The sequence below is a fragment of the Flavipsychrobacter sp. genome (assembly GCA_041392855.1).
Classification (GTDB): domain Bacteria; phylum Bacteroidota; class Bacteroidia; order Chitinophagales; family Chitinophagaceae; genus UBA5543.
The window spans coordinates 2,804,329-2,830,124 of sequence record JAWKLD010000001.1 but is presented as its reverse complement, the minus strand read 5'-3'; the positions used below and the strand labels follow the sequence as shown (position 1 = coordinate 2,830,124).

Sequence of the window (25,796 nt, the reverse complement as noted above, 5' to 3'; positions counted from 1 at the left end):
AATGCATAATAATGCTATTGGGTATATTTTGGATGACTATACAAACATCCGTTGCCCAAGAGGAGGCATTAACCAAAGCACGTATACATGTACTTTCGCAAGAGTATAAAGAAGCAGAAAGTATTTACAAAAAGCTGTACAAGAAAAACCCGCTTAATAAAGAAATATACACGGAATATTTTCAGCTGCTATTGAAAACCAAAGAGTATAAACGTGCTGAAAAACTGGTTACTGAACAGCTTACTATACGCCCCAACCATTCACTAACTACTATTGACCTCGGACTACTTTATAAAGCACAAGGCAAAAAGAAAAAAGCAGAAGAGTTATTTGAACAAGCAATAACTGAGCTTACTGGTGACGACTTGCTCACCCAAGAAGTTGCTAAAGCCTTTTTAGCTATTAAAGAAAAGGAGCTGGCATTAAAAACCTACGAACGAGGAAAAGAGATGCTGCACAATAACTATATCTATAGCGGGCCTATAGCCAGACTGTATGCAGAAGCAGGCGATATGGAAAAGGCCGTATATACTATTATAGATGCAGGATCAGGCTATTATAGTGGTGGCATACAAGAGGTAAAAGCAAGCATTATGGACTTGCTGGAAGATGACCGTAAGAAGATAGTTAAAGCCCAAAAAGCGATTATTAAAAAAATAAACGAGCAGCCTGACAACCTAGACTATTCTGAGATATTGGTATGGCTATATACCCAAAAAGAAGACTGGGAGGGCGCCTATATTCAAATAAAAGCATTAGACCTAAGACTAAAGGATGGCGGTGAACGCATACTCAACTTTGCACGCTATGCCGTGAAGGAAAAAGAATATGAGTATGCAAGAAAAGCTTACGAAGAAGTGATTTCCAGAGGTGAAGATTACTCCTTTCATACCTCTGTAAAGAATGAATATCTGCTAATGCAGTTCAAAATGCTGGAGGAAAATCCTGACTATACAGAGGAGGACACCAAACAATTAAGTGCTCAATACGCATCTTTTCTACAGGAAAACCCTTTGTACATAGCACAACTTATATCGCTAGACTATGCCAAACTACTAGCACAGTATATTGATAGTGTGCATAAAGCCATACAGATACTCGAAGAAGCTATAGAGCACCCTAACTCTTCAAGACAATTTAAAGCACTGGCAAAACTTCAACTTGGCGACTATAAGATCCTTGTTGATGAAATATGGGAAGCATCTCTGCTTTATAGCCAAGTAGACAAAGCATTTAGAGAAGACATGCAAGGAGAAGAAGCCCGTTTTCGCAATGCCAAACTAGCCTATTACAGAGGTGATTTTGAATGGGCAGAAACACAACTATCCGTACTCAAAGCCTCTACTACAGAGCTAATAGCTAATGACGCATTATACCTATCTGTGCTCATTACCGAAAACATACCACCCGACAGTAATTATGTACCACTTAGGCGCTTTGCCTATGCCGACCTACTTCAGTTTCAAAACAAAGATGAGGAAGCAGCGGCTTTACTAGATAGTATCAATACCGCCTTCCCCGATCATCCACTAAAAGACGACATCCTTATGCAACGCGCTAATATTGCGCAAAAACATAGGCAATACAAAGAAGCGTTGGAGTACCTCACAACTATATACGAGCAACACGGCGATGATGTACTAGGAGATGATGCACTTTTTAAAATGGCAGACCTCTACGAAAACAAACTTGACAACAAAACCAAAGCTGCGGAGCTTTACGAGCAACTCATACTACAATACCCTGGCAGCACTTATGTACAAACAGCTCGTGATAAGGTGAAACAGATAGCACCCAACAAAAGTTCTTAAACTAAATATTTATTGTACTTTTTGTGGCTAATAACCTAACCGATGAAACGCTGGCCACTAAAAGAAAGTTACTTCTGGGAAAGAGCACCTTTCTTTCGTTTATTGCTACCATTAGTGGCAGGCACTGTCAGCTATAGTTATTTTTATAACACTGAGTATGCGTTAACCTTAAGCATCACCTTAGTTCTACTTATCAGCTTATATGGCATTAGCCTTTACCTTTCACAGCGTACAATAGTCAAGGCTGTCCAATTTTGTTTGGCGCAGCTAGCATTAATAACTATTGGTTGGCTATCCTTTTACCAAACAGATATAAAGAATAAAGCAGGATGGTTTGGCAACACTATTGACAAAGGGCAACAGTACGAAGTGCTTATAACCAATGCTGCCGAAGAGAAAAATAAAACATGGAAGTATGAGGTAGAAGTACTCCATGCTTTTCACAACAAAGAAAAACTCAATACTGTCGGGAAGGCTTTTTTATACGTTTATAAATACAGCGCACCTGCGTATAAAGAAGGAGACAAACTTCTACTACCCGACCGGTGGCAAAGGATAAAAAATAGTGGTAATCCATTCGAGTTTAACTACGAGCAGTTTTGCGCTAACAACAATATTTATTACCAACAGTTTTTGTCAGGAGAAGACATTGAGCTGCTAGAATTTGCCGATGAAAATTCTCTTAGTCCAATAAGGCAAATACACAATTGGTGTGTGGCACAACTGGAGACATATATCAGTGATAGAGCCACTTTAGGATTATTAGAAGCAATACTGGTAGGCGAGCGCAGCTCGCTGGACAGTACAACAACTCAAAATTATGCCAATACAGGTATTGTTCATGTCATTGCCATATCAGGTGCGCATATCTCTATTTTCTTTTTTCTGATACTATTTCTAATGAGTGGTATAAAGCATAGGAAATACCGTTGGGTAAAATACCTAATGGCATTACCGCTCATCTGGCTATATGTATTAGTAGCAGGGGCTCCAGCCTCCGCTGTAAGAGCAGCATCCATGTTTTCCATTCTCGGTATCGGCTTTGCTTTTCAAAAGCAACAAAATGGCATTAATCAACTTTTAGCAACAGCTTTTATTTTGTTATTGGTACAACCCTCATGGTTGTTTGCCGCTGGGTTTCAGTTATCTTTTCTAGCAGTCCTATCTATTTTCTTATTCTACAAGCCTATTTATAGATTATTCTCTGTACCCAATAAACCATTACGTACACTTTGGGGAATAATTGCAGCAAGTATATCAGCAGAGCTACTTATTGCACCACTGGTCATTTATTACTTCCATCTTTTCCCTGTGCAATTCATTATAGCCAATATTATAGCTTACTTCTTCATGAGTGCTATACTGATACTAGGCATGGCTATTATTGCCTTTAGCTCTTTACCTGTCGTAGCTGGTTTTCTTTCAACCATAACTGTGGCACTTGTTAGTTACTTTAATAAAGCTATTGAAGTACTAGCACCTCTTAACATTGAAGCTTTTCAGTATCTACAAATTAACGAACTTGAATTACTGCTGATCTATTTAGCAATTGCAGCATGTGCTTCCTTTATACTCAGAAAGAAAAAAACAGCGTTAATGCTGAGTATTGCCAGCACTCTAATATTAGTAGCTGTACTTATTTATCAGAGCAACAAGGCCTTGCAGCAAGAGCGACTAGTAGTATATAATATCAATAGAACAGGATACATAGAATACATTTCGGGTAAAAAGACCTATGTAGTGAATTGCAGCAAAGAGCTTTCTGAGCAAAGTGAATATTATGTATTAAGACCAGCACATACACATTGGCATGCTTGGAAGACTGGTGACAGCAGTCAAGAAAAATATTCGTTCACCATCAATAACCGAAACGTATTGATAGTAAATGATAAAAAACAAATACTACCGGACACTACTGTTCAGATACTTATCATCAACTACAATATAAAAGAAGCTGACCTTCAACATTTAATAAATAGATATGCCCCACAGCAGCTAGTTTTTAGCAGTATACTTACACGAAAAAAGGCTGCTATATGGGCCGAACAAAAAGAACTCTTACAGATACCTACCCATATAACAGGTGTAGATGGTGCATTTATATTAAGCAACAATTAAGGCTATTTGTAATAACCTTATTATCTTCGCGCCTCAATCCGTACTTATTAAACGTTTTTATATGAATCGCACGATTAAATCTGCATTAGTATCCGTATTCTACAAAGATGGTTTAGAGCCTATAGTTCGCAAACTACACGAGTTAGGAGTTACCCTATACTCTACAGGAGGCACTCAATCTTTTATAGAAGGCCTTGATATACCATGTGTTGCAGTAGAAAGTGTTACCAGCTACCCTTCTATTCTTGGAGGTCGTGTAAAAACGTTACACCCAAAAGTTTTTGGTGGCATTTTGGCTCGTAGAGACAATACGCAAGACCAAGAACATATTAATGAGTACGAAATTCCTCTATTCGATCTAGTGATCGTAGATCTTTATCCTTTTGAGGAAACAGTGAAAAACACAAGTGAAGAAGCAACTATCATTGAAAAGATAGATATAGGCGGTGTATCTCTGATACGTGCTGCAGGTAAAAACTATAAGGACGTTAATATCATTTCTTCTCGCAACCAGTATGATTACTTACTAAACCTACTCAATGAGAAGAGCGGTGAGACAAGTATAGAAGACCGTAGAAAAATGGCAGCTGAGGCATTCACTGAATGTGCGCATTATGACGTAGCCATTGCAGACTACTTCAACCAAACGGAAGAAAACGTTGCGGCATACCAACTTTCCATCAACAACAAAAACTCTTTAAGATACGGCGAGAACCCTCATCAAAATGCAGCCTTCTATGGTGCTATCGATGAGTTGTTTGACCAATTAAACGGTAAGGAGCTATCCTACAACAATCTTGTAGACGTAGATGCTGCCTGTGGCATTATAGCAGAATTTGCTAAGCCTACTTTTGCCGTTATCAAACACACAAACGTTTGCGGTATAGCAGAGCGTGATAACGTGTCAGATGCATGGGATGCTGCTTTAGCAGGCGATTCAGAAAGTGCATTTGGCGGCGTACTAGCTACCAACCAAACTATCAACAAAGAAGTAGCAGAAAAGATAAACGAGCTTTTCTTCGAAATTCTTATTGCACCAGCTTATGATACTGATGCTTTAGAGATACTAAAGAGCAAGAAAAATCGCATTCTACTCCTACAAAAAGAGCAGCACGTTCCTAAACGTGAATTCAAACGTATACTTAACGGTGTATTAGCTCAAGATAGCGATAGCACTAACTATGCAGAGTGGACAAACGCTGCTGACAGAGCTGCTACAGAACAAGAAAATGAAGACCTGCTATTTGCCAACATAGCTTGCAAGCACTTAAAATCAAATGCTATTGCATTAGTAAAAGGCAAGCAATTAATAGGTAAAGGCTGTGGCCAAACTAGTCGTATAGATGCACTAAGACAAGCAATAGAGAAAGCGAAGCAATTTGGCTTCTCACTTGAAGGGGCTGTTATGGCTTCTGATGCATTCTTCCCATTCGACGACTGTGCCCGCATGGCACATGAAGCAGGTATTACAGCAATTGTACAGCCAGGTGGTTCTATCAGAGATAAAGACACCATACAATACTGTAAAGACCACAATATGGCATTAGTAATGACGAAAACACGTCATTTTAAACACTAATTGCTTAAATTGAGCTTCTTATGGTGTCTATACTGATAGACGAAAATATATTATTACGCTCCTATGAACTGGATGATGCAGCTATGCTATTTAAAGCCGTAGATGCCTCACGTAGTCATTTACGCAAATGGCTGTCATGGGTAGATAGCACTACAAAGCCTGAACATTCCATTCAGTTCTTGCAACAATATATCAGTCACCAAAACAAGCAGGAAGCATTAGCGCTAGGTATCTTTCATAAACGTGAGATAATAGGCGGTATAGGTATGCACGCTTGGGATCATACCCTCAAAAAAGCACAAATAGGTTATTGGATCAGTAAAGAATATGAAGGGAAGGGCATTATATCAGCATGCCTACTTAGGTTTGTCGATTTCCTTTTCAATAAAGTAGGGCTGAATAAAATCGAGATCCAGTTTATACCGCAAAACGAACGTAGTGCAAAAGTAGCCGACAGGCTTGGTTGCAAGCTAGAAGGCGTAATACGTGACGGCACCATTGTAAATGGCAGATTTGAAGACCTTGTAATTACAGGCCTACTCAAAAAAGAATGGAAAAAACTCCCTGAAAATCCAAAGAAAGAATTTAAAGCTACTTAGTCAAGGCCATCAGCTTTTCCCATATTTCAGGTAATCTCTTAGTGAAGTTGAGTTCTCTCATCTTAGTTCTGGCTTCATCTACCGGACTACCAAAATAGTTTTTACCCCCCTCTATACTCTGCGGAACACCACTTTGCGCATATACTATAGCTCCCTTACCTATAGTTAGGTCCTTACTTACACCTACTTGTCCCCATAGTATCACTTCATCTTCTATTATTGCCTTACCTCCTACACCTACCTGTGCTGCAAATAGACAGTTTTTGCCTATCACAGCGCCATGCCCAATATGTATATGATTATCAAACTTTGTACCCTGTCCTATAATAGTATCTCCACTCACTCCCTTATCTATAGTGCAGCCTGCTCCTATTTCTACGTCACTATGTATGATCACTCTACCACAACTTTCCATTTTGTCATACTGCACATTACGTTCTTTTCTACGTTTAAAATAAAAAGCATCCGCTCCAATAATAGTACCTGCATGTATGATAACGTTATCGCCTATCACACTATGGTCATATATAGTCACATTTGGATGAATAATACAGTTTTTACCAATTGTAACATGATTACCTACAAACACATTGGGCTGCAAAATGGTTCCTTCTCCTATTTGTGCTGTATCGCTTATCATTTTGTTAGCCTGCTCAAAAGGCCTGAAATGCGTCACTATTTTGACATAGGCGCTAAAAGGGTCGTCATGAATAAGTAAAGTTTTACCCTCAGGGCAGTCTACTTCTTTATTTATTATTATAATTGTAGCTGCAGAAGTTAAACATGCATTAAAATATTTTTCAAAGTCTACGAAAGATACATCTCCATGAGTAACTTTATGTATCTCGTTAATGCCTGTAGCCGTATTTGCCGTATTGCCTATAAGCTTAGCACCGATAAAGTCAGCGATCCATTGTACCGAAACAGGTTGTTCGAAAATCATAGAAGAATGTTTGGAGTAAAAATACAATGATTGTTTGAAGTAACTAGAAAATTTAAGAAACCCAGTAGTATTGAGATATGTCAATGTAAATGGGCAGATAGTAAAAGAGACTTCTGCTAAAGTTCCTTATAACAACCGTGCTTTCAGGTTTGGCTATGGTGTGTTTGAAACTATGCTTTTCAGAGGTGGTGTTATCCAGCTTAAAGAATACCATTGGAAAAGACTATTTGGTGCCGTAGAGCAGCTAGAGCTTATTATGCCGGAAATAATGGATGCTAACTGGCTGGAAGCAGAGATAAAAAAGACCGTAAAGAAAAATAAACTAGAAAAGCTCTGTAGAGTACGCCTGCAAATATATGCCGGGCAAGGAGGCTTATACGATGGCCATAATGCTTGGACAGAGTTTGTAATAGTGGTTACACCTGAAAAGGAGCAGATAACAGAACTCAACGAAACAGGTGTAAGATTATCAATAGCTGAAGGATTGCAAAAAAGTAATGACTCTCTTGCCAATCTTAAATCTTGTAGCGCCCTCATTTATTCTATAGCAGCAAGACAAGCCGACAAAAAAGGATTTGACGATGCTCTTATTTGCAATATCAGTGGAAACATTATTGAATCTACAATAGCTAACATCTTTTGGATCAAAGGAGATACTATTTATACACCACCACTTAGCGAAGGCTGTATTGCAGGTGTTATGCGACAATACTTGCTCGAGCAACTTCCAATGGCTGGTATCAACATAAAAGAAGAGCCGCTTACAAGAGCACAACTTAAAGCTGCGGACGGTATCTTTCTTACCAATGCTATACGCAAAATAAAATGGGTAAGTACTATTGATGATATGACCTTTAAGAAGGACAAAGTAAAGGCGCTGCACGACAAAATTTTCACTCAATAAATAGCTTCATTAAAGATTGGCTAAAAAGCGATAAAACTTACTTTTGCAGTCTATGACTAACGAAGTAAGAGTAAGATTTGCGCCTAGCCCAACCGGAGGCCTACACTTAGGCGGTGTACGTACCGTTCTATACAATTACCTTTTTGCTAAACACAATAATGGCAAATTCATATTACGTATTGAAGATACCGACCAAACCAGGTTTGTAGAAGGTGCCGAAGATTATATTTTCAATTGTTTGGACTGGTGTGGTCTAACTCCCGATGAAAGTGTAAGACATGGCGGAGATTACGGCCCTTATAAGCAGAGTGAAAGAAAAGAGATATACAGACCATATGCTGAGCAGCTTATAGCAGAGGGGAATGCATATTATGCTTTTGACACGCCAGAAGAGCTTGAGGCTATGCGCAACAAGCTACGCAGTAAAGAAAATCCAAACCCTCAATACGATAGACATACTCGCATGCAAATGCGTAACTCACTTTCTTTACCAAAAGAGGAAGTAAATGAACTAATAAAAAATGGCACACCTCATGTCGTTCGTATAAAAGTTCCGGAGAACGAAACCGTACGTTTTACCGATATGATTCGTGGAGACATAGCTCATGATACTAATGTGGTAGATGATAAAGTAATTCTGAAGGGTGATGGCATGCCTACTTATCACCTAGCCGTTGTTGTAGATGATTACTTAATGAAAATAACGCACGCTTTTAGGGGAGAAGAATGGCTGCCAAGTGCTCCAATACATATCCTTTTATGGAAATACTTAGGCTGGGAAGATGCTATGCCTAAATGGGCGCATTTACCATTGATCTTAAAACCCGATGGTAATGGCAAGTTAAGTAAAAGAGATGGTGAAAGACTAGGATTCCCTGTGTTTGCTATGAACTGGGGCAGCAAGGAAAAGGGGGACTTTTCTGAAGGTTTTAAAGAGAAAGGGTTTTTACCGGAAGCTTTTGTGAATATACTAGCAGTGTTGGGTTGGAACGATGGGACAGAACAAGAGCTTTTCTCTATGGAAGAACTTATAGAGAAATTCAGTACAGACCGTATTCATAAAGGCGGTGCTAAATTTGACTATGAAAAAGCCAAATGGTATAACCAACAATATATATTAAAGTCAGACAATCATATATTGGCTCAACTGGTAAAGCCTTACTTTGTAGAGCAAGGTATAACGGTAGATGAGGACTATCTAACAAAAGTAGTAGCATTGGTAAAAGAACGCTGCCACTTGTTGACCGACTTTTGGCAACAAGCCCATTTCTTCTTCAAAAATCCGGAAACAGTTGACGTAGAAACTATTAAGAGCAAATGGAGTGATGATCACACCAACTTTTTTAATAGCTGGCTAGCGCAAATAGACAATATAAAACAGTGGGATGCTGGTAGTATTGAAGAGAACTTTAGTGAAATGGCTACATCCTTGAATATTAAGAAAGGCAGTTTAATGCTACCATTACGTATAATGCTAGTAGGAGGTAAATATGGACCTGGTGTATTTGAGATAGCTGAATATATTGGCCTAGAGGCTACAAAAGGTAGAATAGAGGCTACTATAAGCAATTTATAAATATCAAAGAAAAACTTATAAAACCTAAAATAAAATTGGCTATATCGTTAAAATATTATTATATTTGGTAACTACGATAACATTAATTGTCAAATTCTTAAAACTTAAAGAATGAAAAAATTACTTCTACTTTTATTAGCTGGTGCTACATTATCTAGCGCTGATGCACAAACTCCTGAGAAGAAGAATGTATCTATGATCGGTAAAATGACTGCTACATGGTGTGGTCCTTGCGGATCTTGGGGTTGGACATTATATAATGATGTGATTACTGCTGGTGCTAACAATGCATTCCCTGTTTCTTACTACTCTTCTAGTAGCTCAAGCTGGGATAACACTGATTTCTACAACCAAACTGCTGCAAACTTTGCAGGTGTAATTGGTGGTAGCGGTTACCCTACTTTCTCTGTTAACTTCTTTGACCACAGTAAAGCTAACACTTCTGGTGGTAGCGTTAATACTGCTGGTACTAAAACTGACGTGAATGCTGCTGTTGCTACTCACGCTGCTGCGCCTGTTGTTGCTGCAACTGGCATGACTTACAAGATCACTGGTAACGATGTTGAAGTAGTTACTAAAACTATGTTCTACGCTGCTGCTAGTGGTACTTACAAAGTAGCTGTATACTTAGTTGAAGATGATGCACAACACATCCAAGCTGGTCAAACAGGTACTGTAGGTCACCACAACGTATTAAGAGCTAGCATGTCTTCTACTACATGGGGTGAGCAAATCGCTACTGGTACTATTGCTGCTAACAGCGATTACAGCAAAACTTTCAACTTCACTGTTACTGATACTAAATGGGACAAAACTAAGTTGAAGCCAATTGCTATCATCTACAAAGTTAACGGTACTAAGCATGACTATGTAAACGGAACTGAGCACTACTCATTCCCTACTTCAGTTGCTACTGTAAACAACGTACAAAACGTAGCAGTTTATCCAAACCCTGCTACTACTCAAGCTACAATATCTTTTGACGCTGCTAAAGCTACTACAGCTTCAGTTATCGTTACAGATGCTATGGGTCGTCAAGTTTACAACTCTGGTTCTCTTAACGTATCTAACGGTAGAACTATCCACACTATCAACACTGCTAACATCGCAGCTGGTATCTACAACGTTACTATTGCTAGCGAAGAGGGTACTTCTACTCAACGTTTGTCAGTTACTAAGTAATTCTCCTACTAGGATACTTACTTTAAGTATATAAATTATAAATAAAGCCTAGCGTAATCGCTAGGCTTTATTTATTTTGATTATTATCTATTCACCAATTCCATTTCTCTCCAATTTTAAGTCTCCAACAACACAAACTAGCCTTCTTTTCTTACCTATATGGAGCAGAGGCGACTTAAGGAATATAAGTCACTTACTAGAGGGAATAAGAAAACTTAAATTGATAGATATATATCCCCTCTCAACGCAAACAATACTATCTAATTATAGCATCAACCCATAAGCATTCCTTATGCTCAGCTTAGCAACACAAAAGGGCTAGAAAAGATCCCCAAGGGCTATTAAAAACATAATCTTCTTACCCAAGGAAGCCTATTTTATTGGCAATAACTGTTGATAGCCTAACCTACTATTTATACAAGTTGGTTAAAGCTTAAGTATTCTTTAGCTCAAGGAAGTTTTATTAGCTAGGGAAAAAGAGAGTATAGAAAAGACGTGCTTTTAGATTATATGAATAATAAGCAGTAGCTCTCAAAACACTGAAGATAAAACAGACTAAAGACGTTAACTGATAAGCAATAAAAAAGGCTTAGAAAAAATCTAAGCCTTTAAAATATATTCAAACAACTAAGATTACATATGTGTAAATCTACGAGTTGTAACGATATTACCGTTGCTATCAGAAAGTCTGATAAAATATACACCTGTTGGTATTTTTTCAATGTTTAGTTTAGCTTCAGAGCTATTAGACGAAACATTGTAAGAAGCCATCTTTCTACCTACAAGGTTATAAATAGATACGTTTTCAATGTTTTTATACTTACCAAATTGTACGTTAATAACGTTGTTAGCTGGGTTTGGATAGATATTCACTCTATCACTGGCTTGGTTAATATTACCGACACTAGTAGTCCACTTAGAGAAGATGAACGTTACATTTTTATTGTATGTACCACCCTTCTCTTTCATGTTTACAGTGATGTAGTAAGTACCAGGTATTATAGTACTAGCATCATAATCTGCCAACTGAACGTGGAAGTCGCCCTTTACATTTGGCGCATAGTCGTTAGATGTAAACGTAGAACCATTCAGTAATTGGTTGTTACTATTTTGTCTGCAAAGAGCATTATCACAAATACCAAGATTCATACCACCACTCCAAGAAGCTGGGAAATCGTGTGCAACTACCTTCCATTCAATTTGAATGTTAGCGCCTGTTTTATTAGTGATGTTATTATGTAGATCTAGATTTTTGTAAACAGTACCGCGCACAGTATCACCTCCCTCTGTCTCAAAAGACTGTGCTTGAGCTGTAGAAATTCCTACAAATAAACTAGCAGAAACTAGTAAAGAGTATATGTATGGCTTCATAGACATGATTTGTATGCAATATAACGAAAAAATACTTTTAAATCAAATAGAAAATTAACCTAACAAAAACATGACAATAGTATTGATAATCAGCTTTGTAAGGTCGATATTATACGCACTAAAAAGGCTACATAAAATGTAGCCTTTTTGTTTATTGAGAATGTTATAAATGAATATTAATGCGCTTCTTCACCGTCTTTTAAAGGAACTGTTTGAGCGATGAAATCGTTTCCATTGCCATCATCCTTGTAGTCATAAGCCCAACGGTGAACAGTTGGTATCTCTCCTTCCCAGTTACCATGACCAGGGTTAATAGGAGTCGTCCATTCCAATGTAGGAGAACCCCATGGGTTTTGAACAGTAACCTTACGTCCTCTCCATATACTTGCGAAGAAGTTAACAACGAATAGTAGTTGTGCAAAGAATACCACAATTACCACTATACTTATAAATCCGTTCAGGCTATCAAACTGTTTGAATGATTCCCAAGCGCTATAATCGTAATAACGACGTGGCATACCAGCGATACCTTCGTAGTGCATTGGCCAGAAAATCAAGTAAGCACCAATGAACGTTATAAAGAAGTGGATGTAACCCAACGTCTTATTCATAAACCTACCAAACATCTTAGGGAACCAGTGATAAATACCGGCAAACATACCAAAGAAGGCAGATACACCCATTACAATGTGGAAGTGGGCCACAACAAAGTAAGTATCGTGTAGGTGGATATCTAGAGCAGAGTTACCTAAGAAGATACCTGTAAGACCACCTGAGATGAATAACGAAACGAAACCTAGAGAGAACAACATTGGGTTAGTGAAACGGATGTTACCTCTCCAAATAGTTGTTAACCAGTTAAATACCTTAACTGCTGATGGTACGGCGATTAATAACGTAAGTAGTACGAATATAGACCCTAAGAAAGGACTCATACCTGTTACGAACATGTGGTGCGCCCATACCAAGAAGGCAAGTACTGTAATACCGATCAATGATATGATCATCGCCAAGTAACCGAAAATAGGCTTACGTGAGTGGTTAGATAATATCTCTGACGCCATACCCATACCAGGAAGCATAATGATGTATACCTCTGGGTGACCTAAGAACCAGAATAAGTGTTGGTAAAGAATTGCAGAACCACCTACATGTGGTAGCGCTTTACCAGCAATGAATATTTCTGATAAGTAGAAGCTTGTTCCGAAATTACGGTCAAATATAAGTAGTACGAAACCTGATAATAATACAGGGAAAGATAATACACCTAATACCGCTGTGAAGAACAATGCCCATATAGTAAGTGGCATACGAGTCATCGTCATACCCTTAGTACGCATATTAAGGATAGTAGAGATATAGTTAAGACCACCTAGTAATGACGAAACTACGAATAGTGCCATACTAGTCAACCATAGATCCATACCTAAGCCAGAACCTAAAGAAGCTTCTTTCAATGCACTCAATGGAGGATATGTTGTCCATCCACCTGATGCAGGACCAGTTTGAACAAATAGAGAAACAAACATTAAAATACTAGCTAAGAAGAAGAACCAGTAAGATAACATGTTCATGAATGGCGACGCCATATCACGTGCTCCAATTTGAAGTGGAATGAGCAGGTTGGCGAATGTACCACTCAAACCTGCCGTCAATACAAAGAATACTAATATAGTACCGTGCATTGTTACCAATGCATAATAAAATTCTGGATCTAGTTTTCCGCCTTTAGCCCACTCGCCAAGGAAGCTTTCCATAATAGGGAAAGTTTGCTCAGGGAAACCTAATTGCAAACGGAAGAATACAGACATTAATGCGCCTATTACAGCCCATATAATACCAGTTACAAGAAATTGCTTAGCAATAATCTTGTGATCTTGGCTAAAGATATACTTCGTGATGAAGTGCTGCTCATGGTGGTCATGACCATGATCATGCGCATCGTGTGTGTGCGCTGTATTAGTTCCTTGAATGATAACGTCGCTCATTTTTTACACTTTTTTTGGTCTTAGCTTGTTTTTTTGACCGATTTACTTCATCGTTATTGCGTTAACACTATCAGTTTTTTCTTCTGTAGCTTCAGTTGCAGGTTCTTCAGCAACCTCAGCGCTATTTAATGCTTTATAGCTTTTTTGCTCTGCCATCCAAGCATCATATTCTTCTTGCGTATGCACTATCACAATACCCCTCATAGAGTAGTGTCCTTTACCACACATTTGGTCGCAAGAGATCTCGTAAACGAAATCAGGATTATTAGTCATGCTCTTCATTTCCTCTGTTGTATACTGAGGAGTGAACCACATTGTTGTAATAATACCAGGTACCGCGTCCATCTTAAGACGGAAATGAGGTAAACCAACATCATGTATTACGTCCCTTGAACCTATAATTAGTTTTACCGGCTTACCTTTTATAAGGTGAAGCTCATTTTGTATCACTACATCATCATCATTGCTCTTATCTTCCCAGTCTAAACCTAGAATATTATCAGCATCGTTGATGTTTCTAAAGTCTCTTTTCCCTAAAACACCATCAGCACCAGGGTAACGCATTATCCAGTTGAATTGCTTACCAACAACCTCAACTACTTGTGCATCCTTAGGAGCTTCATCAGTCATTGTCATCCAGTTCTTCAAACCAAAAGCCACAAGAATTGCCATTGCAATAGCAGGGATAGTAGTCCATACTAGCTCTAGCTTGTTGTTGTGCGGGTAGAAGAAAGAAGTATTACGTTTCTCACTGCTTTGGTATTTCCATGCAAACCAGAATAGAATAGCCTGAGTTACAAAGAATACGATACCTGTTACCCAAAGTGTCATCTTAAGCATGTTATCATACTGAACACCATGCTCTGATGCTGAAACAGGAAGCATTTTGTCAATCAACATTTCATGACATTCCCAAATACCCCAAAGGCCAAGGAAGAAAAAGGCTACCAACAATATCGCTATGATACGGTTGGTTCTATGCTTTACATTTTCCTCACCGCGAAGAACAGCTGTTAATTCGCTTGCTTGCGCTATTTGGTATATGATAATGAATACCAGCGCTACCAATAATGTTAAAATAAGTCCCGACATAGTCAGTTTATCTTGTATTTACTTATTAATGTTATTCAATTTCTACGCTCCGCTTAAATACACTTCAGTATTAACTTTCGTGTATTACAGCTTCTTTCAGCAATGGGTTATTCAGTGGTACTAGATTATGCTTAGCAAGTGAACGTGTCACACTAAATATCAATATACCTATGAAACCTGCAAACACACCTAATTCATACCAGTTCAAATGCCAGTTTTTACCTAATGGGCCAGGCATTGTCATTATATAAAAGTCTAACCAGTGACCGAAAATGACAATCATTGCCATAAACGTCAATGTGAAATAGTTACGTTTACTCGGACGAGACATCAAAATGATGATCGGCATACAGAAGTTGATGATGAATACAGAGTACCATATCAAGCTGTAAGGTCCTTGTTGACGGATCTTGAAGTAAGTAGTCTCCTCAGGAATGTTACCGTACCATATCAACATGTACTGTGCAAACCATACATAAGTCCAGAATACACTAAATGCAAAGATAAATTTACCTAGATCGTGTATGTGCTCTTTATTAACTATAGATAATTGACCATTGTTCTTCAACATTACAACGAATAAGAAGATAATAGCCATACCACTTACGAAGGCACTAGCGAAGGTATACCAGCTAAACATTGTAGAATACCAGTGCGCATCTATACTCATGATCCACATCCAAGGAGCAGTACTCATTTGTGTTAGTGCGTATACTAATAAGAAACCTGCACCCCACTTAAGTGTAGTGAAATATATTTTAGTGCTATTAGTCGGCGCTTTTTCCATTGATAGAGAAAGCGTTCTAAACTTAATTCCGAAGTAAGACCAAAGACCAATTGTTACTACCGTAAAGATGGTAAACATTGTTGGGTTCAAAAATGAAGACTTACCTTCTAAAATTGCATCACCTTCAGGGTGTACCCAGTGATATATAGGGTTATGGCCATGTACATCAAGACCAAAAGCGATGAAAAGTAGTATAACAGCTGCGATAATACCGAATACCCATACATTGGCACCAATAGCCTCAGGTACTCTTTTGTAAGCAACTATCCATCCACCGTGCGCCAAAGACGCCGCAGCTTGAATGAAGACACTTGCTACTGTTATCAATAAGAAGAATACACTGTTGTGCAACAACACTGTCCAAAAACGTGTTTTGTCAACATGGAGTGCGCTATCGGCTGGCAAAAGAGCGCCAATAAGTAGTACCAAAACACCTACTACCATTAGTATGATGCTGGTATTTCTTAATCTTGCCGGTATCTCAAAACGTTCGTTCATTGTAATATTATTAGAAGTACGCTTACTAATTGCTAATGTTAAAATTAATGTTCCGCATGTTCATCATGAGCCTCTTGACTCATAGCTGTCATTGCTTCTTCTTTCTTACCTAAAGTGAATGGGTTACCACCATCTTCTGCTTGTACACTTTTGATGTAAGCAATAACCATCCAACGTTGTTTCTGGTCAAGTTGGCTAGCATACGAGCCCATCATGTTTTTACCAAACTTGATAGCTGCATACATAGTACCCACTTTCATATCCTTATACTTAGCATCTTTCAAGTTGGCTGGCATAGAGGCAAACTTACCGCTAGTGTATAAAGGACCTTGACCATCTAATTTATTACCATGACAAATACCACAGTAAATATTATACAAACGGCCACCTTCTGCTACTTCATCAGGAGTAAAACGTAGGCTCGTAGTATACGATTTGTACGCTTCTTCATCTCCTTCAACCAAATGGTCTGGCAACTCATTGCCTCTTGCTACTGTACCCATTACTGGCGGACGGCTAGTTTGGCTATCCGTAAAGTTTGGATTCTCGGTGTAAGCATCATAAGCACGTGAGTAGGTCATATCCGGTGCATATATCTTACCGGGATTACGACGAGTATCATCGCTGCTACAAGCCGTAAGACCTAGACCTATCACTAAAGTCGCAATTACTATGCTTTTGGTCTTATTCATAAATAATTTAATATTCAATGTTCAACAACTAAGGTTACCTAATGCTAACTACTAGGTTGCCGGATTTAATTTTTCGTATTCTTCTTCTTTATCAAAACGTCCGTACCACCACTCGCTCTCTGCATATTGTACTGATGTTTCCATAGCACCAGTAGACTTCAAGAAGTTGATAGCTTCTTCGCCTGCATCATCGTCACTTATTTCCAACGCTACAACAAACAAATCATCAGTTTGGCGTGGGTGGAAAACGTGCTTCTTAACACCTGGCATTATCTGATTCAAATAACAGAATGTCAATACCATACCTACAGCAGCAAATAATACTGTAAGCTCGAACGTAATAGGAATAAATGCAGGTAATGAGAAGTGAGGTTTACCGGCAAAATTGATTGGCCAGTCGCTCAAAAATATCCATGACATAAAACCTACTGCTGTACAAGTACCAGTGATACCGTATATAAAACCAGCAACGTGTAGGTCTGTATCTTTTTGACCAAGCGCCTTATCCAACCCGTGAACAGGGAAAGGTGTATACACATCATGTAGTTTGAAACCACTGTTGCGCACCTTATCTATTGCGGGAAACAATACCGCCTCATCATCGTAACACCCTACTGCAAATTTCTTTATAGCCATTGTTTAAATAATTCTTTATTACTTAAAAGCTGTTTATTATTAATGATGGTTTTGTTCTTCAACAAATTGCTCAATACTCTTCTCATCTTCTTTCGCCATTTCTCTCTTATAGTTGTCACCTGAAGTTTTCAATACGAACTTGATCTCAGCAACTGCAATAACAGGGAAGTATTTAGCAAATAAGAAGTAACATGTAAAGAACAAACCAAATGTACCTAGGTAGAAACCTAACTCCGGCCATGTTGGGCTGTAGTAAGTCCAGCTACCTGGTAAGTAATCACGATACAATGAAGTAACGATAATTACAAAACGTTCAAACCACATACCTATGTTCACAATGATAGACATGAAGAACGTGAATGGAATATTACGACGTAGCTTCTTGAACCAGAACAACTGTGGAGAAACCACGTTACAAGTCATCATCGCCCAATAGCTCCACCAATATGGTCCAAAGATTCTCCAGTGGAATGCAGATTGCTCATACTGAACGCCACTATACCATGCTATGAATAGCTCTGTTAGGTATGCCACACCAACAATAGAACCTGTAAGTACAATTACTTTGTTCATTGCTTCAATGTGACCGATAGTGATATATTCTTCAAGACCTAAGATCTTACGAGTAATAATTAATAGTGTTTGTACCATCGCGAAACCAGAGAAGATCGCACCCGCAACGAAGTATGGCGGGAAGATGGTAGTGTGCCAACCAGGTATTACTGATGTAGCAAAGTCAAACGATACGATAGTGTGTACTGAAAGTACTAGCGGTGTACTCAAACCTGCCAATACAAGTGCTAATGCTTCTTGACGTTGCCAGTTTTTTGCAGTACCAGTCCAGCCAAAAGAAGCTAAACCATACATACGCTTACGGAACTTAGTTTTAGCGCGGTCACGTACTGTTGCAAAGTCAGGTATTAGACCAGAGTACCAGAATAGTAATGATACCGTGAAGTATGTAGAGATCGCAAATACGTCCCAAAGTAGTGCCGAGTTAAAGTTAGGCCATAGAGGACCACGACCATTCGGGTAAGGCAGTACAAAGAAACCATCCCATACACGGCCCATGTGGAATATCGGGAACTGACCAGCACACATTACGGCAAATATTGTCATTGCCTCTGCAGCTCTGTTCACCCCAGTACGCCAACCTTGACGGAATAGTAGTAGGATTGCCGAAATTAGTGTACCAGCATGACCGATACCAACCCACCATACGAAGTTGGTGATATCCCATCCCCAACCTACAGTGCGGTTAATACCCCAAACACCAATACCATAGTAAACCTCCCAGAACACTGAGAAAATACCGAAACCGAGGAGAATCAATGAGAAGAAGAAACCAACATACCACATACGACCCGGTTTTTTCTCAATCGGGCTGATGATATCTTCGGTTACTTGGCTATAGGTTTTATTCCCATCTACCAGTGGTTCTCTTACAGACGATTCGTACTTTAAATGCATAGCACGTTATTAGAATAGTTCTTTTAATTTATTTATTTGCTAGGCTCACCTTATAGTATTCTTAGAATACTATAGGGTTCATCATTTTATCTTTGTCCTCATTACCAGCTATTATCTCATCCGTATTACGGATCTTAGATAAGTAGTTGATGTTTGGTAATGTATGTAGTGGCTCTAATACATAGAACACACGCTCTTCTTGGTTCTTTCTTCTTAGTTTGTATATCTCACTATTCTTATCATTCACGTTACCAAATACAATACTATCAGAAGGACAAGCTTGCTGACAAGCAGTTCTAGCCTCACCATCTTTCATTGGGCGACCAGCTTTCTTAGCAGTTAGCTTAGCATCTTGTAAACGCTGTACACAGAAGCTACATTTCTCCATCACACCACGGCTACGAACAGTCACGTCTGGGTTCAATACCATACGAGTTAGGTCATCGTTCATACCATCACGACGGTAGTCTTCATACAAGTTGTCATCGAAGCAGTCTGCACCATTCCAGTCCATCCAGTTGAAGTGACGTACTTTGTAAGGACAGTTGTTCGCGCAATATTTAGTACCGATACAACGGTTATAAGCCATTTGGTTCAAACCTTCACTACTATGGTTGGTTGCCGATACCGGACAAACGTTCTCACAAGGAGCGTTGTCACAGTGCTGACACATCATAGGCTGGAATACAGTCTGTACGCTATCCGGATCTTCAGGCTGTCCGCTGAAGTAACGGTCGATACGTATCCAGTGCATCTCCTGCGCTTTCAATACGTGTGTTTTACCTACTACAGAAACGTTGTTCTCTGCTTGGCAACCCATCACACAAGCACCACAACCAATACAGCTACTCAAGTCGATAGACATACCCCAGTGGATACCAGGAGACTCATATACAGGGTATAATGTTCCGTTTTTACGGAAATCATCTTCCCAATACGCAGCTGGTTTGTGCGCCATAGGAGCTTTACTATGTTCAGGTTTAGCACCATGCGCGTCTCCGCCGTGTGCTGCACCATGCTCATCATGCTCCCAAGGTAATGTGGTATAGTGTGCTAGCTCTTCCTTACGCTCATTCAACAGCGCTTTAGGATCTTTACTGAACTCATCTAGTGTATATTCATGAATGATCGGACGACCTTCATAACTATGGTGAGTTTGTGTAATAGCTACACGATAAGTTTTTTCTGTTTTCTCAATTGTTGCTTTCGATGCATAATCGAATGTAGTACCGTTATACGCAACGAATGGATAAGCATTCTTACCACCTATTTCGTCACCAAACTTATCTACACCGCTACGAGCAGCCATACCTACACCCTCACTTCTACCATATCCTACTGCTATAGCAATAACATCATTATTCATACCCGGCACTACAACTATTGGTAGCTCTACTGACTTACCATTAGCTTCTACCTTCACTACTAGCTTCTTATCTACTACCTCTGTGATAGAAGTAAGCTCGGCATCCATGTTTTTAGCTCTCTCCGGAGATACACATACATAGTTGTCCCAAGTAGCTTTAGTGATCGGATCAGGCATTTCTTGCAACCAAGGGTTGTTACTCCATGCACCACCTTGACCAATAGATATCTTAGGATATACTACTAGTTCAACACCGTCTACAGCTTTTCTTGAAGAGATATTGCTAATTGCTGCATCTACATTTCCACTAAAGCTTGCAGCTCCCATTGCCATATCGCCTGCTGGCTCTACAACACCATCTTGTAATGCTTTATCAAAGTTGCTTTGACCACCTAGTTTGTTAGTCCACCATGCTTTCCAAAGATCTCCGTAAGACTCAGAAGAACCTGCCCATGTAAGCAAGCTGTCTTGGAAGGCACGTGTCTTAAATAATGGTGCAATACCTGGCTGCATCAAGCTATAGTAACCTGTTTTCGGCTCAGCATCACCCCAGCTCTCTAAGAAATTATGATCAGGAACAATGTACTTACAAGCTGAAGCTGTTTCGTCCATACGATCTGCAAATGAAATCGATACAGGAACTTTCTTCAAGCCAGCAGCAAACTGCTCACTATTGTAATAATCATATACAGGGTTTACACCTTGCATCATCAAAGCACCTACTTTACCTGCATTCATCGCTTCAGTAAGCGCTACCATGTCAGAGTCGATACCTTGTTTGTAGTTACTAGTTACTGCCCAGTTAACTATAGTTCCATTAGCACCTACTTTGTCGTTAATAGCATTAACAACAGTTTGTATGTGCACATCGTTTGAACCACAAACAACTAGACCATTACCTTTCTTAAGGTCAGCAGCAGCATTAGCAACGAGCTTGTTTAGATTATCGCTAGCTAAAGCCGGAGCTGCACCATTTACTACAGCATTATATAACGCAACAGCTACAGCACCCATTTGAGATGGTTTGCAAGTAGCTCTTTTATCAGCCGCAGCACCTGTGATAGTGTGCGTAGCTTCTACTTGGTAGTGCTTCGACATTGTCGGGTTAGCAGCACTTACCTTACGGCCTTTAGCGTATTGTTTAGTAAACTCAACAGGAGCCAACCAAGTGCCTAAGAAATCAGCACCAAGACCCACTATTGTTTTTGCTTTGTTGAAATGATATGAAGGCAATGTACGCTTACCATAGCAAGCCTCATTAGCCAATAACATACCTGAATACGAAATAGCATCATAAGTGATGTGCTTCGCGTTAGGATATGCAGCGATAAAACGTTTAACAGCCTCTTTAGTAGTAGGGCTTAATATTGTTGAGGTCAGTATATAGGCCTCACCGCTATTATTTTGCAAGCCTTCTTTGATGCTACGGTCAATAGCCTCAAATGTAGCTTCTTTCCCATCCGCGTATGGCTTACGCAAACGTGCTTTATCATAAAGATTCAACACAGACGCTTGCACTCTTGCAGAGGTAGCACCCTCAGTTATAGAAGACAACTCGTTACCTTCTAGTTTTATAGGACGTCCATCACGTGTTTTAATAACTACAGGGCAATAATCGCCACCATCAACAAATGTTGATGCATAGTAATTAGGAACACCAGGAACGATTTCTTCAGGCTTAATAGCGTAAGGGATCACCTTACGTACTGGCATCTCACAGCTAGCAGCCAATGCAGCAGCAGCGGTACTGAAGCCTAAGAACTTTAAAAAGTCGCGACGAGGAGTATTGGCACCTAATAAATCATCGCTAAGGTCTAGAGGCAATTCCTCTTTAAACTCATTATCGACAACCTCTTTGTGTGCTGCAGTAGCCTGCAGTTCTTCCAAACCCTTCCAATATTTTTTCTGACTCATATTGTTCAACTCGGTATGTTAAGTTTCCGAATATATTTAACTGATTATCAAGAATTAGTAGTGACACTTTTGACACTCTGTTCCACCAATATCATTAACTGTTACACTTGTACGCTCTCCAGACTTCATCTCTTCATGATACTTCTCGTAGATAGAGTAGTAATCATTCTCTGCAAACTTCACCTCTGTTTGACGGTGGCAGTTGATACACCAACCCATTGTCAATGGAGCGAATTGCTTCACCTCATCCATATCTTGTATCGGGCCGTGACAACGTTGACAAGCCACCTTACCTACAGCTACGTGCTGAGAGTGGTTGAAGTAAACGTGATCTGGTAGATTGTGAATCTTAGTCCACTTTATTGGTGTTGCTAAGATGTTACCTTCAGCATCTGTTTTGTAAGTTTTAGTTGCAGGATCCCAACCAGCATGTTTGTATAGCTTTTGGATCTCAGCAGTACCGTCAACCTCTTCTCCTTCTGCAGTAAATAATGGATATGTATCTGCACCTGTGTATTCTTTGATCTGCTTGTGACAGTTCATACACACATTTGTAGATGGTACCATAGCATGCTTACTCTTTTCAGCACCTGCGTGGCAATATTGACAGTTAATTTGGTTGATACCAGCGTGTACTTTGTGCGAGTAGAAGATAGGCTGCTCTGGCATATAACCTTTCTGACGACCTAGACCCAATGCACCGTTCACTAAAGTATAACCTACACCGATGAACAGTAGTACTAAAGCAATTGCAATGAATACTTTGTTACGGTAGAATGGAATTTCTTTTTGTACAGGAATGCCTTCTTTCTCATGAGCAACACGACGCAAGCCGCTGTTGACACGCCAAAGAATGATCATCAATAACAACAGCACTACTGTTATCATTGAATACAACCATGTATTGTCGCTAGCAGGTGCAGCAGCAGTAGTGTCACCAGGTCCTGGCTCAGGCCCTGCAGGCTTAACACTGTTTACATAAACAACAATGGCATCGATATCTTCGTGAGACAACTCTGGGAAACCAGTCATCGCTGTTTTTCCCCAAGTATTGAAGACATCGTTAGCATATTTATCGCCACTAGCGATAACCTTAGCTGAATTGTTTACCCAATCGTATAACCACTCTTTGCTTGGCACACGTCCGTCCACACCTTGCAAGGCAGGACCAGTGGCATCGTTAAGCGGATGGTGACATGTGGCACATTTCGACTGAAATAGTGCTTTACCATCAGGCTGGGCTACAGCAGATACACTACACGCAAATAACGCTATAATTAGCGCCATTGTACTGTGAGCAATTTTCCGTAAAGTCGGCTTAATTGTTTTTGACACAGGAATAAATTTGAAAATTAACGTTCCTTTTAGACAAAGCGTTGACAAAACTACAACAACAAGACGAAAGTTAATAGCCATTTGCAAAAAAATGTTTTTCAATACTGTAGCAGGTTTCAAAGGATATTTGAATTTAAAAAATGTATCAATGTCATTTCAGTGTCATGAAAGCAGGGCGTTTTTTAACCCTCTATTAATCCACTGTTCATATTAGTTAATCAACGCTATATGGCTCAACGCTTTATATAGAGCCTGTTCTACCACCATCAACAGGTATACTTACCCCATTTACATAGGCAGCTGCAGGGGTTGCCAAAAAGGCCACTACGGCAGCTACTTCTTCAGGCTTACCAAAGCGTTTGGCAGGTATTTCTGCCAACATATTTTTTTCAACCTCATCTGTTTCTACGCCTGTTTTAGCAGCTTTATTATCGATTATTGATGATAAGCGCCCTGTAAGTGTTGCACCTGGCAAAACATTGTTCACCGTTATGCCAAATGGCGCCAACTCGTTAGACATGGTTTTAGACCATGAAGCAACAGCTCCTCTTATTGTATTCGAAACTCCTAACCCCTTCAATGGGATCTTAACAGAAGTAGAAATGATATTAATGATCCTTCCATACTCTGCGGCTTTCATACTTTCCATTACTGCGGTTGTCAGTATATGATTGCAAATAAGGTGCTGTTCAAAAGCTGCATAGAATGAGGCTACTTCTGCCGCAGCTATCATACCTGCAGGAGGTCCACCACTGTTGTTGATAAGGATATGTATTGGATTTTGAGCCACAAAATCTGTAGCTACCTGTTTCACCTCATCGGGCTTTGAAAAGTCTGCTACTAAATAACTGTGTTGCTGCCCATCATTTGCCGGCAAAGCGGCAACGGCTTCTTTCAGCTTTGTTTCATTACGGGCTATCAGTACACAATCGGCACCCAAACTAGCCAGCTCTCTTGCACAGGCAAACCCAATACCTTGTGTACTGCCTGCTATCAATGCTCTTTTACCTTTAAGACTCAATGCTAACATCACGTTTTTTTTGATGAGCGAATATAGTAAAGCAAATTAAACTGCCCTAACCTCCATTTATTTAAAATGGCCGAAATAAGGTTTATTATTTGCTTTATTCTTTAATGCCTATATTTGTAGATAGTAGTGCGCGTAGCCTCGGTAATATTTCTATCCCGTCTCTTTCTAGAAAGACTTACCACTAAGATCATCCTGATATAAATACGCCACTTACTGAATACTTTTTTACTCAAGATTTTACATAATTCTTATATGGAATATAATACTACGCGCAGCCAAATGCTGATGCCTGAATATGGTAGAAACGTGCAGCGAATGATAGAGCACTTGATGACTATCGAAGATCGTGATAAAAGACTTAAAAGCGCTGCAGCTATTGTGGAGCTAATGGGTACACTAAACCCCTCTTTAAAAACCGTTGAAGACTATGAGCACAAGTTGTGGGATCACTTATACTTAATTACAGACTTCAAACTAGATGTAGAAGGGCCTTACCCTAAGCCATCAAAAGAGCAGATGATGCGTAAGCCCGACCCTATTCCTTACCCTCAAAGCAAAATATCTCATCGCCACTTCGGTAAAAACCTAAAGCAATTCATTGCTTTAGCTATGGAAGAGCAAGACGATGAAAAAAGGCAAAGCATGACCCAGCAAATAGGCTATTACATGAAGCTTGCCTATATCAACTGGCATAGAGAGCCTGTACACGACGACATGATCAAAAATGAATTGTCGGTACTTACAAAAGGCAAACTCATTTATGAACCTGGAGGGTATAAAGTATACTTTGACAACAATAGGAACAATTACAAAAACCGTCGCAACAATAATAACAACAAAGGTGGTGGACGTAACTATGGTGGCAAAAACAAAAAGTATAACAAAAACAGAAATAATAGATAAGC

19 protein-coding genes are annotated in these 25,796 nt (G+C 39.4%); 8 read left to right on the top strand and 11 right to left on the bottom strand.

Going from position 1 to position 25,796, the window contains the following annotated elements; all coding sequences use genetic code 11:
- The first annotated feature begins 11 nt into the window (after positions 1–11).
- From R2800_13010 to R2800_12995, 4 genes are all read left to right on the top strand, one after another.
- A complete protein-coding gene (locus tag R2800_13010; GenBank protein ID MEZ5017971.1) occupies positions 12–1,811 on the top strand; it encodes a tetratricopeptide repeat protein in 1,800 nt (599 codons plus the stop codon).
- A gap of 42 nt (positions 1,812–1,853) precedes the next feature.
- Entirely contained in the window at positions 1,854–3,929 is a 2,076-nt protein-coding gene (locus tag R2800_13005; GenBank protein MEZ5017970.1) for a ComEC/Rec2 family competence protein, read from the top strand.
- Between the two features lie 61 nt (positions 3,930–3,990).
- Entirely contained in the window at positions 3,991–5,508 is a 1,518-nt protein-coding gene (purH, locus tag R2800_13000) for a bifunctional phosphoribosylaminoimidazolecarboxamide formyltransferase/IMP cyclohydrolase (GenBank protein ID MEZ5017969.1), read from the top strand.
- Between the two features lie 20 nt (positions 5,509–5,528).
- Positions 5,529–6,107: a GNAT family protein gene (locus tag R2800_12995; GenBank protein MEZ5017968.1), complete on the top strand. Its 579-nt coding sequence runs from the start codon at positions 5,529–5,531 to the stop codon at positions 6,105–6,107.
- On the opposite strand, the gene R2800_12990 is transcribed toward R2800_12995, so the two are convergent.
- Positions 6,100–7,050: a UDP-3-O-(3-hydroxymyristoyl)glucosamine N-acyltransferase gene (locus R2800_12990; GenBank protein ID MEZ5017967.1), complete on the bottom strand. Its 951-nt coding sequence runs from the start codon at positions 7,048–7,050 to the stop codon at positions 6,100–6,102. The two genes, R2800_12995 and R2800_12990, sit on opposite strands and share 8 nt — an antisense overlap.
- A 70-nt stretch (positions 7,051–7,120) precedes the next feature.
- Between R2800_12990 and R2800_12985 the strand changes: the two genes are divergently transcribed.
- From R2800_12985 to R2800_12975, 3 genes are all read left to right on the top strand, one after another.
- Positions 7,121–7,954 carry an aminotransferase class IV gene (locus tag R2800_12985; protein ID MEZ5017966.1) on the top strand — a complete coding sequence of 278 codons (834 nt, stop codon included), beginning with the start codon at positions 7,121–7,123 and terminating at the stop codon, positions 7,952–7,954.
- 52 nt (positions 7,955–8,006) lie between these two features.
- Positions 8,007–9,530, top strand: a complete 1,524-nt coding sequence (gene gltX, locus R2800_12980; protein ID MEZ5017965.1) for a glutamate--tRNA ligase — start codon at positions 8,007–8,009, stop codon at positions 9,528–9,530.
- Positions 9,531–9,641: 111 nt separating this feature from the next.
- Positions 9,642–10,712, top strand: coding sequence for an Omp28-related outer membrane protein (locus tag R2800_12975; GenBank protein ID MEZ5017964.1), 1,071 nt, complete (start codon positions 9,642–9,644; stop codon positions 10,710–10,712).
- Positions 10,713–11,345: 633 nt separating this feature from the next.
- Here R2800_12975 and R2800_12970 read toward each other — a convergent pair.
- The 10 genes from R2800_12970 to R2800_12925 all read right to left on the bottom strand — a co-directional run bounded on the left by R2800_12970 (position 11,346) and on the right by R2800_12925 (position 24,891).
- Positions 11,346–12,083 (bottom strand): T9SS type A sorting domain-containing protein, encoded by a 738-nt coding sequence (locus tag R2800_12970; GenBank protein ID MEZ5017963.1) that lies wholly within the window; start codon positions 12,081–12,083, stop codon positions 11,346–11,348.
- Between the two features lie 176 nt (positions 12,084–12,259).
- Positions 12,260–14,071, bottom strand: coding sequence for a cbb3-type cytochrome c oxidase subunit I (locus R2800_12965; GenBank protein ID MEZ5017962.1), 1,812 nt, complete (start codon positions 14,069–14,071; stop codon positions 12,260–12,262).
- 42 nt (positions 14,072–14,113) lie between these two features.
- Positions 14,114–15,163: a cytochrome c oxidase subunit II gene (locus R2800_12960; GenBank protein MEZ5017961.1), complete on the bottom strand. Its 1,050-nt coding sequence runs from the start codon at positions 15,161–15,163 to the stop codon at positions 14,114–14,116.
- Between the two features lie 70 nt (positions 15,164–15,233).
- Positions 15,234–16,448: a quinol:cytochrome C oxidoreductase gene (locus R2800_12955; GenBank protein ID MEZ5017960.1), complete on the bottom strand. Its 1,215-nt coding sequence runs from the start codon at positions 16,446–16,448 to the stop codon at positions 15,234–15,236.
- Between the two features lie 44 nt (positions 16,449–16,492).
- Positions 16,493–17,140, bottom strand: coding sequence for a cytochrome c (locus tag R2800_12950; protein ID MEZ5017959.1), 648 nt, complete (start codon positions 17,138–17,140; stop codon positions 16,493–16,495).
- 51 nt (positions 17,141–17,191) lie between these two features.
- Positions 17,192–17,776, bottom strand: a complete 585-nt coding sequence (locus tag R2800_12945) for a DUF3341 domain-containing protein (GenBank protein MEZ5017958.1) — start codon at positions 17,774–17,776, stop codon at positions 17,192–17,194.
- A 39-nt stretch (positions 17,777–17,815) separates the two neighbouring features.
- Positions 17,816–19,246, bottom strand: coding sequence for an NrfD/PsrC family molybdoenzyme membrane anchor subunit (nrfD, locus tag R2800_12940; GenBank protein ID MEZ5017957.1), 1,431 nt, complete (start codon positions 19,244–19,246; stop codon positions 17,816–17,818).
- A 61-nt stretch (positions 19,247–19,307) separates the two neighbouring features.
- Positions 19,308–22,526, bottom strand: a complete 3,219-nt coding sequence (locus R2800_12935; protein MEZ5017956.1) for a TAT-variant-translocated molybdopterin oxidoreductase — start codon at positions 22,524–22,526, stop codon at positions 19,308–19,310.
- Positions 22,527–22,580: 54 nt separating this feature from the next.
- Positions 22,581–23,813 carry a c-type cytochrome gene (locus R2800_12930; protein ID MEZ5017955.1) on the bottom strand — a complete coding sequence of 411 codons (1,233 nt, stop codon included), beginning with the start codon at positions 23,811–23,813 and terminating at the stop codon, positions 22,581–22,583.
- 289 nt (positions 23,814–24,102) lie between these two features.
- Positions 24,103–24,891 (bottom strand): SDR family oxidoreductase, encoded by a 789-nt coding sequence (locus tag R2800_12925; GenBank protein ID MEZ5017954.1) that lies wholly within the window; start codon positions 24,889–24,891, stop codon positions 24,103–24,105.
- A gap of 252 nt (positions 24,892–25,143) precedes the next feature.
- On the opposite strand from R2800_12925, the gene R2800_12920 reads away from it, so the two are divergent.
- Positions 25,144–25,794, top strand: coding sequence for a DUF4290 domain-containing protein (locus tag R2800_12920; protein ID MEZ5017953.1), 651 nt, complete (start codon positions 25,144–25,146; stop codon positions 25,792–25,794).
- Positions 25,795–25,796 lie beyond the last annotated feature (2 nt).

Bases quoted from the DNA above. Each gene is read 5' to 3' on its own strand.
- R2800_13010 (MEZ5017971.1), top strand. From the start codon at position 12: ATGCTATTGGGTATATTTTGGATGACTATACAAACATCCGTTGCCCAA.
- R2800_13005 (MEZ5017970.1), top strand. From the start codon at position 1,854: ATGAAACGCTGGCCACTAAAAGAAAGTTACTTCTGGGAAAGAGCACCT.
- purH (MEZ5017969.1), top strand. From the start codon at position 3,991: ATGAATCGCACGATTAAATCTGCATTAGTATCCGTATTCTACAAAGAT.
- R2800_12995 (MEZ5017968.1), top strand. From the start codon at position 5,529: ATGGTGTCTATACTGATAGACGAAAATATATTATTACGCTCCTATGAA.
- R2800_12990 (MEZ5017967.1), bottom strand. From the start codon at position 7,050: ATGATTTTCGAACAACCTGTTTCGGTACAATGGATCGCTGACTTTATC.
- gltX (MEZ5017965.1), top strand. From the start codon at position 8,007: ATGACTAACGAAGTAAGAGTAAGATTTGCGCCTAGCCCAACCGGAGGC.
- R2800_12975 (MEZ5017964.1), top strand. From the start codon at position 9,642: ATGAAAAAATTACTTCTACTTTTATTAGCTGGTGCTACATTATCTAGC.
- R2800_12970 (MEZ5017963.1), bottom strand. From the start codon at position 12,083: ATGAAGCCATACATATACTCTTTACTAGTTTCTGCTAGTTTATTTGTA.
- R2800_12965 (MEZ5017962.1), bottom strand. From the start codon at position 14,071: ATGAGCGACGTTATCATTCAAGGAACTAATACAGCGCACACACACGAT.
- R2800_12960 (MEZ5017961.1), bottom strand. From the start codon at position 15,163: ATGTCGGGACTTATTTTAACATTATTGGTAGCGCTGGTATTCATTATC.
- R2800_12955 (MEZ5017960.1), bottom strand. From the start codon at position 16,448: ATGAACGAACGTTTTGAGATACCGGCAAGATTAAGAAATACCAGCATC.
- R2800_12950 (MEZ5017959.1), bottom strand. From the start codon at position 17,140: ATGAATAAGACCAAAAGCATAGTAATTGCGACTTTAGTGATAGGTCTA.
- R2800_12945 (MEZ5017958.1), bottom strand. From the start codon at position 17,776: ATGGCTATAAAGAAATTTGCAGTAGGGTGTTACGATGATGAGGCGGTA.
- nrfD (MEZ5017957.1), bottom strand. From the start codon at position 19,246: ATGCATTTAAAGTACGAATCGTCTGTAAGAGAACCACTGGTAGATGGG.
- R2800_12935 (MEZ5017956.1), bottom strand. From the start codon at position 22,526: ATGAGTCAGAAAAAATATTGGAAGGGTTTGGAAGAACTGCAGGCTACT.
- R2800_12930 (MEZ5017955.1), bottom strand. From the start codon at position 23,813: ATGGCGCTAATTATAGCGTTATTTGCGTGTAGTGTATCTGCTGTAGCC.
- R2800_12925 (MEZ5017954.1), bottom strand. From the start codon at position 24,891: ATGTTAGCATTGAGTCTTAAAGGTAAAAGAGCATTGATAGCAGGCAGT.
- R2800_12920 (MEZ5017953.1), top strand. From the start codon at position 25,144: ATGGAATATAATACTACGCGCAGCCAAATGCTGATGCCTGAATATGGT.